Annotated in this window: 13 protein-coding genes; 9 read left to right on the forward strand and 4 right to left on the reverse strand. The window is 56.4% G+C overall.

Annotated elements, in window-relative coordinates; genetic code table 11:
- The first annotated feature begins 6 nt into the window (after positions 1-6).
- The 8 genes from LQ229_RS16735 (at position 7) to LQ229_RS16770 (ending at position 8,910) form a co-directional block, all read left to right on the forward strand.
- Positions 7-1,077 (forward strand): AI-2E family transporter, encoded by a 1,071-nt coding sequence (locus LQ229_RS16735; RefSeq protein WP_216537046.1) that lies wholly within the window; start codon positions 7-9, stop codon positions 1,075-1,077.
- 161 nt (positions 1,078-1,238) lie between these two features.
- Positions 1,239-2,237: a beta-ketoacyl-ACP synthase III gene (locus LQ229_RS16740; protein ID WP_230192323.1), complete on the forward strand. Its 999-nt coding sequence runs from the start codon at positions 1,239-1,241 to the stop codon at positions 2,235-2,237.
- On the forward strand, positions 2,227-3,450 hold the full coding sequence (locus tag LQ229_RS16745) for a hypothetical protein (protein WP_230192324.1): 1,224 nt from the start codon (positions 2,227-2,229) through the stop codon (positions 3,448-3,450). Before LQ229_RS16740 ends, LQ229_RS16745 begins: the two co-directional genes overlap by 11 nt.
- A complete protein-coding gene (locus LQ229_RS16750) occupies positions 3,447-4,430 on the forward strand; it encodes an NAD(P)-dependent oxidoreductase (RefSeq protein ID WP_216537049.1) in 984 nt (327 codons plus the stop codon). The genes LQ229_RS16745 and LQ229_RS16750 overlap by 4 nt, the downstream gene beginning before the upstream one ends.
- Complete coding sequence (locus LQ229_RS16755; protein ID WP_230192325.1) at positions 4,415-5,755, forward strand: F390 synthetase-related protein; 1,341 nt, start codon at positions 4,415-4,417, stop codon at positions 5,753-5,755. The genes LQ229_RS16750 and LQ229_RS16755 overlap by 16 nt, the downstream gene beginning before the upstream one ends.
- Positions 5,745-6,899 (forward strand): GNAT family N-acetyltransferase, encoded by a 1,155-nt coding sequence (locus LQ229_RS16760; protein ID WP_230192326.1) that lies wholly within the window; start codon positions 5,745-5,747, stop codon positions 6,897-6,899. The genes LQ229_RS16755 and LQ229_RS16760 overlap by 11 nt, the downstream gene beginning before the upstream one ends.
- Before the next feature lie 18 nt (positions 6,900-6,917).
- Positions 6,918-7,790, forward strand: a complete 873-nt coding sequence (locus tag LQ229_RS16765) for an SDR family oxidoreductase (RefSeq protein ID WP_216537051.1) — start codon at positions 6,918-6,920, stop codon at positions 7,788-7,790.
- Positions 7,791-7,827: 37 nt separating this feature from the next.
- Positions 7,828-8,910, forward strand: a complete 1,083-nt coding sequence (locus LQ229_RS16770) for an acyl-CoA dehydrogenase family protein (RefSeq protein ID WP_356711075.1) — start codon at positions 7,828-7,830, stop codon at positions 8,908-8,910.
- Positions 8,911-9,140: 230 nt separating this feature from the next.
- Here the strand turns inward: LQ229_RS16770 and LQ229_RS16775 are convergent, their stop codons facing one another.
- The 4 genes from LQ229_RS16775 to LQ229_RS16790 all read right to left on the reverse strand — a co-directional run bounded on the left by LQ229_RS16775 (position 9,141) and on the right by LQ229_RS16790 (position 13,312).
- Entirely contained in the window at positions 9,141-9,554 is a 414-nt protein-coding gene (locus LQ229_RS16775; RefSeq protein ID WP_216537052.1) for a hypothetical protein, read from the reverse strand.
- Between the two features lie 15 nt (positions 9,555-9,569).
- A complete protein-coding gene (gene pdxK / locus LQ229_RS16780; RefSeq protein ID WP_216537053.1) occupies positions 9,570-10,376 on the reverse strand; it encodes a pyridoxine/pyridoxal/pyridoxamine kinase in 807 nt (268 codons plus the stop codon).
- Positions 10,377-10,493: 117 nt separating this feature from the next.
- Positions 10,494-13,025 carry an FAD-dependent oxidoreductase gene (locus LQ229_RS16785; protein ID WP_230192327.1) on the reverse strand — a complete coding sequence of 844 codons (2,532 nt, stop codon included), beginning with the start codon at positions 13,023-13,025 and terminating at the stop codon, positions 10,494-10,496.
- Positions 13,022-13,312, reverse strand: coding sequence for a metalloregulator ArsR/SmtB family transcription factor (locus tag LQ229_RS16790; protein ID WP_216537055.1), 291 nt, complete (start codon positions 13,310-13,312; stop codon positions 13,022-13,024). Before LQ229_RS16790 ends, LQ229_RS16785 begins: the two co-directional genes overlap by 4 nt.
- A 182-nt stretch (positions 13,313-13,494) precedes the next feature.
- On the opposite strand from LQ229_RS16790, the gene LQ229_RS16795 reads away from it, so the two are divergent.
- Entirely contained in the window at positions 13,495-14,082 is a 588-nt protein-coding gene (locus LQ229_RS16795) for a TetR/AcrR family transcriptional regulator (RefSeq protein WP_216537056.1), read from the forward strand.
- Positions 14,083-14,113: the final 31 nt, after the last annotated feature.

A 14,113-nucleotide genomic window follows, 5' to 3' on the forward strand; every position in this document is an offset into this window, starting at 1 on the left:
GAATCTATGATGACTTTTAAAGAATTTTTGCAAAGCCGGGGGTTTAAGAGGCTCGTTGCATTAGCGATTATCGCTTTGCTCATCTATGCTTTACATAGCATGCTGAACATGATCTTGATTACGTTCATTCTTACTTATTTGATGAACCGTTTGAGCTCCTCGATTACTAGGCGTGTAAGCAAAGTTGTGAGAATCAACAATAAAGTGACGGTTATTTTTCTATATGTCATTCTCGTGGCGGGGCTGTTCTGGGGATCGTACATGTATTTGCCCCGTTTGATTCAGCAACTGAACGAACTCGTGCAAATTATTATGACCTTTTACAGCAAGCCGTTCGAACCGTACGACAATCCGATCCTCAATTATATCATGGAATCGTTGCGCAACATCGATGTGGCGAGCTATGTGGACCAAGGGTTGAACTTTTTGCTGAAGAAAATATCCGACATCGGCAAATGGGGCTTGAATTTGCTAATCGCGATCATTATGAGCCTGTTCTTCTCGCTTCAGAAGGAGAAAGTGACGGCATTCACCGCGAAATTCAAATCGAGCAAAATCGGTTTCATCTATAATGAAATCGAATTTTTCGGCCGCAAATTTATTCATTCCTTCGGGAAAGTGATCGAAGTGCAATTTTTGATCGCGCTGCTGAACAGCGTATTCTCGGTTCTGTTTTTATGGATGCTGGGTTTTCCAAGCTTGTTCGCGCTCGGAATCATGATTTTTTTGCTCGGCCTTATTCCGGTCATGGGCGTCATCGTCTCGCTCATCCCGTTATGCGCGATTGCGTTTAAAATCGGAGGGCTGCTGAAAGTCGTCTACGTGCTTATCATGATTGCGCTGCTGCACGCCTTTGAAGCTTATGTCCTCAATCCGAAGCTGATGTCGAATAAAACGCATTTGCCGATATTTTATACGTTTATGGTGTTGATCGTCGGGGAGCATTTCTTCGGCGTATGGGGATTGATTCTCGGCATACCGATTTTCATGTTCTTGCTGGATATTATCGAAGTCCCGATATTGGACGACGGCAGGAAGCGGGATCGGAAGGCGCAAACGATCGAAAACGACAAGTGATGGTTACTATCCGTGAAACATAGTTCGGGCCCGGAGAGATTGCTTTCCGGGTCCGTTTTTTGTCGAAACGGTACTAGAGAAACTTGGTACTATACGGTTCCCGAACATCCGACTACAATTGTAACTAAGTCATAACTTGAACGACCAAGGAGGATCATGTCATGCAATTGCGCAAGGTGAAAATTGTCGGAACGGGAAAATATTTGCCGAAACGAACGGTGACGGACGAAGAAATGGACCGTTTGCTCGGCATCGCGAAGGGATGGGTGCGCAGCAAAGCGAATGTATGCGTCCGCCATTTCGCCGAACGTGAAACGGCGTCCGAAATGGGGGCTCAAGCGGCATATGCGGCGCTGGAGAATGCCGGCCTTGCCTTTGGCGATATCGATTGCCTGGTGTGCGCGAGCGGAACGATGCAGCAGCCGATCCCATGCACGGCGGCGCTTATACAGAAAGCGATGGGACAGGAGCAATCCGGCGTGCCGTGTTTCGATATCAACTCCACTTGCCTCAGCTTTGTGGTGGGACTCGATGTGATGTCCTATTTGGTGCAAGCGGGGCGTTACCGGCGCGTATTGTTTGTCGCCACCGAGATCGCCTCCGCCGGACTGAATTGGAAGCAGAAGGAGAGTGCGGCGCTGTTCGGCGACGGGGCGGCCGCGGTTATTGTCGAGCGCTCCGGGGAAGGGGAATCGGCCGGTATCGTGCATTCTTCCATGCAAACGTTCGGGCAAGGCGCGGCGTTCTCGGAAATCCGCGGCGGCGGCAGCGGCTTGCACGCGAGCCGTTACGAGCAAGCCGGCGCAGCGGATTATTTATTCGATATGAACGGCCCGGCGATGTTCAAGTTTGCGTCGAAGCTGCTGCCCGGCTTCGTGGATCGGCTGCTCGGCGAAGCCGGCGTCCGGATGGGCGACTTCCGCGCGGTCATTCCGCATCAAGGCAGCGCCATGGCGATGCGGCTAATGTGCCGGAAGCTTGGGATTCATGACGATCAGTTGATGGATATTACGGCCGATCACGGCAATACGATCGCCGCCTCGATTCCGATGGGAATTCATGAAGCGATAAGGCGCGGCCGCATCAACCGCGGCGATCGGGTATTGCTGCTTGGAACGTCGGCAGGGCTGTCGATCGGAGGAATGATCCTTGACTATTAAGAGCGGTATGGCGAAGCTGAGCGTGTTGCTAACCGGCGGGAGGGCGCCGGCGACGCTTGAGCTGGCGAGAATGCTGGCGGAAGCGGGTCACCGGGTATCCGCGGCGGAGAGCCAGCCTTATCATTTATGCCGGTTGTCCCGCCACGTTGCGGAACGGTTTGCGCTGCCGAAGCCGGCGGACGATCCGGAAGCGTATGTCGCGGCATTGGAGGACATCGTCCGGGAGCATCGAATCGATATCCTGATTCCGACCTGTGAGGAGATTTTCTACATCGCCGCCGGATTGGAACGGTTATCGAAGCATTGCACGGTCGTGGCCGATTCGTTCGACAAATTGCTGCGTCTCCACAATAAATGGACGTTCATCGAAGCGGCCGCCCGATCCGGGTTCGCCGTGCCGCGAACTTCGCTGATCGCTTCGCCGGAGCAATGGGCGGATGCGGTCAAGCGATATCCCGTCCGCGACGGGCTCGTCATGAAGCCGGTCTATTCGCGGGCCGCGGCCAACGTGCTGATCCGGCTCCCCGGCGAAACCGCCGCCCCGGGCCGGCAGGCGCCCGAATGGGACGAAGCGGGGCGGTCGGCGACGCCCGAACGGCCTTGGGTCGCCCAACAGTACGTGGAAGGCCGGGCGATATGTACGTACAGCGTCGCGTACCGCGGGACGCTGCTGGCGCATGCGGCCTATGCGGCGCAATATACGATGGGGAAGGGCGCATGCATCTATTTCGAACCGCTGTCCCATCCGGCCGCGATGCAATGGGTCGAACGTTTCGTCCGCGCTCAAGGCTTTACCGGGCAAATCGCTTTCGATTTGATCGAAACGCCCGCCGGCGCATTGCTGCCGCTCGAGTGCAATCCCCGCGCGACGAGCGGGATTCATTTGTTTCGCGGGACGCCCGAATTGGACAGGGTGCTGCTAGCGCCCGAGACGCATGAGGGGCCGCCGCTTGTCCCGCGTACGGCGGAAGGTTCGATGGTCGGGATCGCTATGCTTGCGTTCGGCTTGCGGGGCGGCGTTTCCCGCAAAGCCTGGGGGAAGTGGATCAAGTCGTTCGTCCGCGGGAAGGATGTCGTCTTTCGGTGGTCGGATCCGCTGCCTTTCTGGGAGCAGGTCAACGTATTAAGGACGCTGCGGAGCGTTGGCAAACGGCGCCGCCTGTCTTTGCTCGAAGCGGCGACTTACGATATCGAATGGAATGGTGAGCGATGAAAGCATTCGTAACCGGTGGAACCGGGTTTCTGGGAAGCCGCTTGGCAAAGCGGCTTGTCCAAGCGGGTTGGGACGTGAGCGCTTCGGGACGCAACGAAGAAGCAGGCGCGTCGCTGGAACGGGAAGGGATCCGCTTTGTGCGCGCGGATTTGCGGGACGATGAACGGATCGCCGCCGCCTGCGCCGGCCAAGACGCCGTCTTTCATTGCGGCGCGCTGTCGTCGCTGTGGGGGCCCTACCGCGAGTTTTACGATTGCAATGTCCGGGGAACGGAGCATGTGATCGCAGGCTGTCGGCGGCATGGAGTCGGCCGGTTGGTCTATGTCTCGACGCCGAGCGTCTATTATGACGGCACGCATCGGTTCATGGTGACCGAATCCTCGCCGCTGCCCGCGGTGTTCGCCAATGCCTATGCTCATACGAAACGGCTTGCGGAACTGGCGGTGGATCGCGCGCACGATGCGGGTTTGCCCGCGATCATCCTACGGCCCCGCGCTATATTCGGTCCCGGCGACCGCACGATTCTGCCGCGGTTCATCCGGGCGAATCGCTCCTTTGGCGTGCCGCTGTTCGGCGGCGGGAACATCGAGATGGACTTGACCTATGTCGACAATGTGGTGGAGGCGCTCGTTCGATGCTCCGAAGCGCCGCGGCAAGCGCTCGGCAGAACGTTTAACATTACGAACGGCGAGCCGGTCCGCTTTATCGACGTGGTAGAGCGGCTGTTCGCTATGCTTGACGAGCCGCTGCGGCTAAGGCCGATGCCCTATCGGGCCGCCTATTTGCTTGCCGCGGCGATGGAAGCGGCGGCGAAGCTTCGGCCGGGGGGGAGCGAGCCGCAATTGACCCGCTACTCGGTCGGCTTGCTCGGACGCAGCCAAACGCTCGATATTACCGCGGCGAGAACGCTGCTTGGTTACCGTCCGCGGATCGGTATCGAGGCGGGATTGGAGGCGTTCGCGGAATGGTGGATGTCATGAAAGGCAAATGGACCGTTATACAACATTATATGCGAACCAAATACGGCCATCGTTGGAGCGGCAGAGAAGCGTTCGAAGCATGGCAGGAATCGCGCGTTCTCCGTCATTTGGAATGGGTGCGCCGCGCGTCGCCTTTTTACGCCGAGCTGTGGGGGAACCGCCCCCTTTCGGAGTGGAGGGATTTTCCTGCGATCGACAAAGAGCTCATGATGGAGCATTTCGATCGGTTGAATACGGCGGGGATCGGCAAAGACGAAGCGTTTGACATCGCGCGGAAAGCGGAGGAGACGCGGGATTTCACGCCGGCGATCGGCGACGTCAGCGTAGGTCTTTCCTCCGGAACGTCAGGCAACCGGGGCATTTTCCTGATCAGCGGCCGCGAACGGCTCGCCTGGGCAGGCACCGTGCTAGCCAAGACGCTGCCGCGAGGGCTCCTGCGGCGCGAGCGAATCGCCTTCTTCCTTCGGGCAAACAACAATTTATACAGTACCGTACGCAGCAGCAGACTGGAGTTCGCCTTCTTCGATTTGCTCGATCCGTTCGAAGAGCATCTGGCCAGATTGCAGCAGTACGATCCGACGCTGTTGATCGCTCCGCCATCCGTATTGCGCATGTTGGCGGGCGCGGTTCGCGATTCCCGGCTTGCCGTAACGCCGCGTAAAATGATATCGGTCGCCGAAGTGCTCGACCCGATCGACCGGCGTTATATCGAAGACGCCTTCGGGCAGGCGGCTCATCAAGTATATCAATGTACGGAAGGGTTTCTGGCGGCAACATGCGCTCACGGCACGCTTCATCTCAACGAGGATGTCGTCTGTATCCAAAAGGAATATGCGGACGAGAAGTTGCGCAAATTCGTTCCGATCGTCACCGATTTTTCCAGGACGACGCAGCCGATCGTGCGATACCGCTTGAACGATTTGCTGACGGAGCGGCTCGAGCCGTGCCCGTGCGGTTCGGTGATGACGGCGATCGAATCGATCGAGGGGAGATGCGACGACCTGTTTTATTTTCCCTCGGTTCGCGGCGGGCTCGCTCGGTTGATTCCGGTATTTCCCGATTTCCTTACCAGAGCGGTGATCGGTTCCTCGGCGGAAATTGAAGAATATCAAATCGTCCAGCATTCGCCGGACAAGATCGAAATTTCGCTGCGGATCGCAGAGCGGTCCCGGGCGCAGGTTCAAGGGCAGGTCGCGGATCGAATCGCCGAACTATGCCGCAAGTTGGATTGCCGGGTGCCGGATATCGCGTTCTCGGCGTACCGGTTCATTCCCGGCGTGCGGAAGCTGCGCAGAGTGGAGAGGAGATGCGCCGTTGAACGTTAGCATCGTTTTATACGACCGCGAGACGATCGATCGCCTGCCGTGGCCCGATACGGATGACGGCCGTTATGCCCGGTGTTTTTTGCTGCCGCTGATGAAGGAAACGCCGCAACATTACATTGCGAATGTCCGAACGCGCCTGTACGCGCTCGTTGTCCGCGGACATGTGCTGCCGGTTACGGTCAACGAGGAGGAATATAGCAATTCTTACGTCTGTTCCCCATATACTCACTATGTCAGTTATACCAAAGAAGAGCTCGCCATGCTGCGAAGCCGGCTCGTCCGGAAGGCTCTGGAGCCTGTGGCAAGCGGAATCGGATGGCTGCTGAAAGCCGGGAAAATGAATCGGACGGTACATGTAAACAACTGGCTGCTCTCTACGAACTTATACCCGGATATGGACGACGGCCTGTACGAAGCGATCGTCTCTTATCTTGTCGGGAAATTCCCGGACTATGCGATCGTTTTCCGTTCGCTGAACGGGGCGACGGACGGTCCGCTGCTCGAAACGATGCGGACGCTCGGCTGTACGATGGTGCCGAGCCGCCAAATTTATATATTGCCCCCGAACGGGCAAGGACATGGCAACGCGAAGGCGCGTTGGCTGCTGAAACGGGATTATTCGCTTTTGGAAAAACAAGGCTACGAAATTGTCGAGGCGGACCGTTTGCAGGCATCCGATGTCCCGCGCATAACGGAACTGTACAATGCGCTATATTTGCATAAATATTCGTTTCATAATCCGCAATTTCAGGAACGCTTCATCGAACTGGCGCGGCGGGACGGTATTTTGCAGCTTTGCGCGCTGCGCAAAAACGGCAAAATCGATGCCGTGCTCGGATATTACGTCCGCCACGGGAAGATGACGACGCCGTTGTTCGGGTACGATACCGATTTGCCGCAGGAAACCGGCCTGTATCGCATGCTCTCGGCCGTCTTGATCGATATCGCAGGGCGGAACGGCTGCCTGCTGCACGAAAGCTCCGGGGCCGCCCAATTCAAACGCAACCGCGGCGCGGTCGCCCATATCGAGTACAGCGCGGTATACGAGCGGCACCTGCCCCTGCGGCGGCGCTGGTGCTGGAGGGGGCTGGCTGCGGTATTGGAGCGGATCGGCGTACCGATTATTCGGAAATATAAATTGTAAACGGAAAGGAAAGATGTTATGAGTAAACATCGGGACGATCATGCGGCGAGACCGGTCGCGTTCGTGACCGGAAGCTCGAGCGGCTTCGGCCTGCTTACTTCCGTCTCGCTTGCCCGGAGCGGCTATCTCGTCATGGCGACGATGAGAGATACGGACAAGCGGCATGAATTGCTGCGGCAGGCGTCGGCTCATGGCGTAAGCGAATCGATCCGCGTCCTGGAGATGGATGTAACCGACCGCCGGGCCGCCCTTGAGGCCGTCTCCTCCGTCATTGAGCAATACGGCGCCATCGACGTATTGGTCAATAACGCCGGTTTCGCCGTCGGCGGCGTGGTCGAGGAGATTGAGATGGACGCTTGGCGAAGCCAGATGGAAACGAACGTGTTCGGCTTAATCGCCGTCACGAAGTCAGTCCTTCCCTCTATGCGCGAACGGGGCAAAGGATTGATCGTCAATATCGGCAGCATCAGCGGCAGGATCGGTTTTCCGGGCTATGCGCCGTATGCGGCGTCCAAGTTCGCGGTGGAAGGTTTCAGCGAGGCGCTGCGCCTGGAAATGCTGCCGTTCGGCGTTCATGTCGTCCTGATCGAGCCGGGCGCTTACAACACCGCGATCTGGGAGAAAGGGTTCGATCAGATTCGATCCCGTCCCGATTCGCCGTATCGCCCCGTACTGCAAGCCGTTCTGCGCTATTCCCGCAAAACCGCCTCCGAAGCTTCCGATCCGCAGGAAGTAGCGGATCTCATTGTCCGGCTGGCGAAGGATCCCGCCCCGAGACTTCGGTACACGTTAGGCAAGGGCAATCGCATTTCTTTGCTCGGCAAAACGCTGCTCCCATGGAAATGGTTCGAGCGAATCGTCATGAACATGTTGAAATCTCTGTCCAAATAGTGTCATAGTAAAGGTACGACAAACTGGAGAGTGATGCATGATGACTTTGTTTACCGATGAAACCGTAAAAGCCGTCAGGGAGCAATCGATACAAGCGGATCGAACCGGCGTACCCACGCGGCTAATGCTGGATACCGTTTATGAACAAGGCTTGTTTAAGCTGTTCGTGCCCGAAGCGCTAGGCGGACGAATGTGCTCGTTGCCGGACGCGCTGCGCATCTACGAAGAGGCCTCGCGGATCGACGGCAATTTCGGCTGGTTGATTACGATCGGCGCCGGGGGCGGTTTCTTCGCTCCGTTCATCGAGCCGCCGGTATCCGAGCGGATGTTTGCTCCCCGAGACGCGGTCATTGCCGGGAGCGGAACCGCCGGCGGAACGGCTAAACGGGTGGAAGGCGGTTATGTGGCGAGCGGCCGATGGAAATTTTGCAGCGGCTCGACGCATGCGACCGTTTTTACGGCTAATTGTATCATCGAGGAAGAGGGAGCGCGGCCGGATGGGAATGCGGAGGTGCGTTCGTTTGTGTTTTGGCCGGATCAAGTACATATTGTGCGGGATTGGAACGCGTTCGGTTTAAAAGCGACGGAGAGCCATACGATCGAAGTAACGGAGGCGTTCGTGCCGGAAGAAATGACATTTAGCATTTTCAGCGATCATTATTACTATGACCATCCGGTGTACCGCTACCCGTTCCTGCAGTTTGCGCAAGCTACCTTTGCCGCGGTCGCCGCGGGGATCGGACGCCATTTCTTCGAGGAAGCCCGGGAGGTACTGCGGCAGAAGCGGGAAGCGTGGCAAGGCGCGGATCGATACGAGTTTGTACGGCAAACCGTCGAACGGCATGAGGAGCGGCTGCGGCACAGCGTGGCTGAATTTTACGACACGGTGAATTCGTCTTGGTCGAGGCATGCGGCAGGGAACGAGCTGTCCGACGAAGAACTGCAGCTGGTTTCCCGGCAATGCCATCAAACGGCGAGAGCGGCTTTACAAGGCGCGCAATCGGTGTTCCCGTATATGGGCATCGGCGCTGTTATGGAGGACGCGCCGATCAATCGGATTTGGCGCGATCTGCATACGGCCTGCCAGCATTCGTTGCTCGTGCCGTTTTACGAGATGTAGGGACTAGGGGCAGGGCGGCCCCCTTTCGAACCGTTAGCCGTTAGCAGGGCGATCGACCGGTGGGGCAGGCTGCCGAATCCTGATGTCCATTGGATATTGTCCAACGTTTTTTCGATAAACACTCCATCCTTCGACTTTTCATTGGAATTGTTCCAATGGAATCTTCGGAAATGCGGCCGAATGGCCGAAAAGAGAGGAATCTACCGGATGTTTTCCAATGGATTCCCGTTTTAATCGGCAATTCCGCATGATTTGCTGGACATTTTCCAATGGCGGAAAACCGGCGAATGCAGGAGCCTCGCTCCCGCAACGCATAGAAGGGGCTGCGCCCACAGTCGCAACGACTGCAGGGACAGCCCCTTCGTCTCGGGAACCGCGCTAAATCTGCGGGTTCGCCTTCGTCCGCGCTCAGCATCGATCGCATCGTGCCCGGAGGAAGGAACCGGTTCGCTTGGAAGCCGGTTCGTCTTTTGTCCGGCGCGGCTGAATATTTTCCGGCAGTTGTCCGCGGATTTCCCTACGATATCGGCAATTTCCGCATACTCGCAGCCGTAGGCGTACCTTTCCGACACCGTTCCGAGCAGCCTGTACGCGATGGATAAGAGCAGCGGCCGATAGTCGGTATAGCCCTGTTCCAAATCCATAGTTGCGTCCTTCCGCTATGCCATGCGATGGGCCGCATGCAGAGTAGGGCCGACAAAACGGTTTAACCGGAACCCGCCGCGGATGGCTGCCGAGACGAAGTCTTTGGCGATGCTCGCAGCCTCGCGAACCGTATGTCCTTTGGCCAGTTCGGCCGCAATCGCCGCCGAATAGGTGCAGCCTGCGCCGTGAACGTAGGTTGTCGCAATTTTCTCCGCTTCGAACAGTTCGAATTCGTTGCCGTCGAACAATAAATCGACCGCTTTGTCATGGTTCAGCTTGGCGCCGCCTTTAATGATGACGTTCTTGGCGCCCAAGGCAAAGATCGCTTCGGCAGCTTGCTTCATATCGTCCAACGTTTGAATCGGCGGACGCTGCGCCAATTGCGACGCTTCGAACAAGTTCGGCGTTACGACCGTCGCCTTCGGCACGAGCAATTCGCGCAGGGCGACCGCCGTTTCCGGGTGAAGCACTTCGTCCGTTCCTTTGCATACCAGGACCGGATCGACGACGAACGGCATGCCGCCGAGCGAATCCGCCTGATTCGCAATCATCTCGATCAATTCGACCGAACCGAGCATCCCGGTTTTGGCCGCATCGATGCCGATCCCGTCCAATACCGTCTTCAATTGGGTACGAATCGTGGAGAGTTCGATCGGGAACACTTGGTGGTTCCACTCTTGATCGGGATCCATCGCCACAACGGTCGTCAATACCGTCATTCCGTATACGTCCCGTTCCTGAAACGTTTTTAAATCCGCTTGTATTCCGGCGCCGCCGCTCGTATCCGAACCTGCGATCGTCAATACTTTTTTTATGCTCATATGATCTCCTCCTAGAAAGGCAGCGGGTACAGACGCTGTTTGAAATGTCCTTTTCCTATTATACTGAATTTGACGGAAAAGAGAAAAGTATCGATTTCGGTCGAGGGCGCGGTAAAATTATATAAACAAATTGATTCCGGATCGATCCGCTTTGCCCAAATAATAGCCGACGCCGCCGACGCGGACGCCGTCGATCAATTCTTCCTCGGCGATGCCCATCACGTCCATGGACATTTGGCAAGCGACGATTTCAACGCCTTGCCGTATCGCGGATTCGATCAGTTCTTCCAGCGAAGAGACGTTTTTATTTTGCATGACGGCCCGGATCATTCTGGCGCCCATGCCCATCATATTCATTTTCGATAAAGACAGTTTGCGGCTTCCGCGCGGCATCATCGCGCCGAACATTTTGCCGATCATCGTTTTGGAAACCGGAACTTTATGATGCTTCCGAATGATGTTCAGCCCCCAGAAAGTAAAGAACAGGGTGACCTTTTTGCCGCTGGCCGCCGCGCCGTTCGCGATAATAAACGATGCGATCGCCTTATCCAAATCGCCGCTGAAGACAACCATTGTGCTGCCGTCTTGGCTCTCGTCTTTTTCTTGAGGCGCGGCGTCCGAGGGCCGGTCGCCCTCCGCCGATTTGGCGATGAGAGCCTCGATCGCGCCGTCCGTCCGTTTCGTCACGCGGAGCAACCGGTTCCGGGTCATTTGCGTCCAAGCCTGCACATCTTCATAAAAGCCCGGATCCGAAGCTGTAATATGCAGCGTCTGCCCCTCCAGCAGCCGATCCATCGCTTGCTTCGCCTGCATGAGCGGCCCCGGGCAGCTTAGCCCGCAGGCGTCAAGGGTCAAGTCCGGTTCGCGCGGCTCCGCTAGCGCGGTTTTCCCGTCCTGCTCGCTTGCGGCCGCGGCCGTTTCGGCGCTTGCTCCGGCCGGCGAACCGGCAAAATCCGTTCGGCCCGCATCGGGTCCCGGGGCCGCTCCGTCTGCCACGAGCTCCGGGCGATACTGCGCCATCAGATACGTCTTATATCCGCCGGTCAAGTTTCTAACCCGAAATCCTTTTTGCTGCAATATGCGCGAAGCGGTATAGCCGCGCAATCCGACCTGGCAGTAAACCCATATTTCTTTGTTCGGGTCGAGTTCATGCAGCCTGTCTCTCAACTCATCGACGGGGATGAGAATCGAGCCTTCGATATGGCCGTTCCGATGCTCGATTTCCGTTCGGACGTCGACGAGCACGACAGAAGCTGCGTCCCGGTCCTCCAAATCGCGCGGCAGGAACACGTCCGTCTTGCCTGTCAATACGTTCTCCGCCGCATAGCCGGCCATGTTCACGGGATCTTTGGCCGAAGAATACGGCGGCGCGTACGCAAGCTCCAACTCGGTTAGATCGGCGACGGTCCCGCGGAAATGAATGACCGCAGCGATATCGTCGATCCGCTTGTCGACCCCGTCGTATCCGACCGCCTGAGCGCCCAATACTTGGCCGTCGCGGCCGAAAATGAGTTTGATCGTGATCGGCGTCGCTCCCGGGTAATAACCGGCGTGGGAACTTGGATGAACGAATACGGTATGGTAAGGAATGCCGCGCTTCCGCAGCGTTTTCTCGTTATTTCCCGTCGCCGCCCCCGTCAGTCCGAACACTTTAATAATGGACGTGCCTTGCGATCCGCGGTAGACGGCGTTCAATCCGCAGACGTTATCGGCCGCGATCCGGCCTTGCTTATTCGCCGGACCCGCGAGCGGAACGGCCGTCTTATCCCCGTTGACGAAATCGACGACTTCGACGGCATCCCCGACCGCGTACACATGCTCCGCGCTCGTCCGCAACCGGTCGTTGACGACGATATGGCCGCGGGGGCCGAGCTCGATGCCGCTTCCTTGCAAGAACCCGGTATCGGGCGCGACGCCGATGGCGAGCAAGACCATATCGCTGTGCAGCGTCGTGCCGCTAGCGAGCCGTACCGCGATGCCGCCGCCGGTTTCTTCAAAGCTGCGTACGCCGTCGGACAGTACGATTCGCACGCCGCGATGCGCCAATTCCTTCGTCAGCGCGCCGGCCATTTCGGGGTCGAACGGAGCCAATATTTGCGGCCCGGCTTCCACCAGCGTCACCTCCAATCCGATTTCCCGCAAATTCTCGGCCATCTCGACGCCGATAAAGCCCCCGCCGATGACAACCGCGGACCGCGTTCCTTCTTCTTGCACTTTCGCTTTGATCTTATCGGTGTCCGGAATGTTGCGCAGCGTATAGATTTTGTCGCTCTCCATGCCGGGAAGATTCGGGCGAATCGGCTTCGCTCCCGGGGACAAAATGAGCGAATCGTAGCTTTCCTCATAGACGCCCCGCTCTTCGCTGCGAACGGTAACGGTTTGTGCGGCCGGATCGATGGCGATCACTTCGCTTCTCGTTCGCACGTCGATATTGAAACGCCGATGCATCGCTTCGGGCGTTTGGACGAGCAGCTTGCTGCGGTCTTGGATCGAATTACCGATATAGTATGGGAGTCCGCAGTTGGCGAACGAAATATATTCGTCCCGTTCGAACATGACGATATGCGCTTCCTCATCCAGTCTCCGCAGCCGTGCCGCCGCGGACGCTCCGCCGGCTACGCCGCCGACGATGACAACTTTTCTGCTCATGGCGATTCCTCCTCGAATAATATTCGGATCAATTGTATGACTTGCTCGTTTGCGACCGTATACTTGATTTCAAGTCCCTTGCGTTCCGCCGCCACGATCCCCATACTGCGCAATTTCTGCAAATGCTGGGATACGGTGGATTGCGGCAAGCCTAAACATTCCTGCATATGGCTCACATTGCAGCCGCCTTGCTCCAGCAAGCCTTTCACGATGCACAGGCGCACCGGATGCGCCAAAGCTTTCAAAAGCTCGGCCGCTTCCTCATACGCTTTAAAATTGTTGTCCATGGCAAGCATCCTTTCGGTTATCTATAACGTTATATCTTAATATTACGATATAAGGATATAAATTGCAAGGAATGGTTTCGATAGGAGTGAATCGGAATCATTTCAGTAACAAATGAATAATTGCGTAATTCTTGACTGTTCAGTCCGGAAAGAATATAATTTTTGGGGGAGGAGGGCAAGGGATGGGAAGAAATAAAGAATTCGACACGACACTTGTATTGCGTAAAGCGATGGAGATATTCGGGCATTACGGTTATGAGGGCACTTCGTTGCAAAATTTACTCGATGGTTTAGGTATAGCGCGTCAAAGTCTGTACGATACGTATGGAACCAAAAAAGATCTCTTTATCTCGGCCGTCAAACATTATGAAAAAGAAAAAACCGCATCAGTCATATCACGTCTGGAACAGCCAGGTTCGGTAAAAGAGGCAATTGCCGCTATTTTTCATGAAGGGGCTGCCGTACTGAAAGATGAACACCGGCGCAAGGAATGCTTTATTCTGCACAGCGCTATTGATCAAGTTCCGCACGATATGGAAATTGCAAAATTTTTCGAGCAGGATAGGTCGCTCTTAGAACAAGCTTTTTATCAAGCATTAGTCCGCGCCCAAGGGCAAGGCGAACTTAGCGGCCGACACAAAAACCTGTATGCTCTCGCCCGATATTTGAATCATGCCCGATATTCGCTGACCCAAATTGCCAAGTTAACCTCGGATCCCGAAGTATTGGACGATAATGTTGCCATCATCCTCTCCGCGCTTGATTCGTAATGAAGCGATACCGCTTCATTATCATTTTGCT

The sequence above is a fragment of the Paenibacillus sp. CECT 9249 genome, from assembly GCF_918697855.1.
Lineage (GTDB): Bacteria > Bacillota > Bacilli > Paenibacillales > Paenibacillaceae > MSJ-34.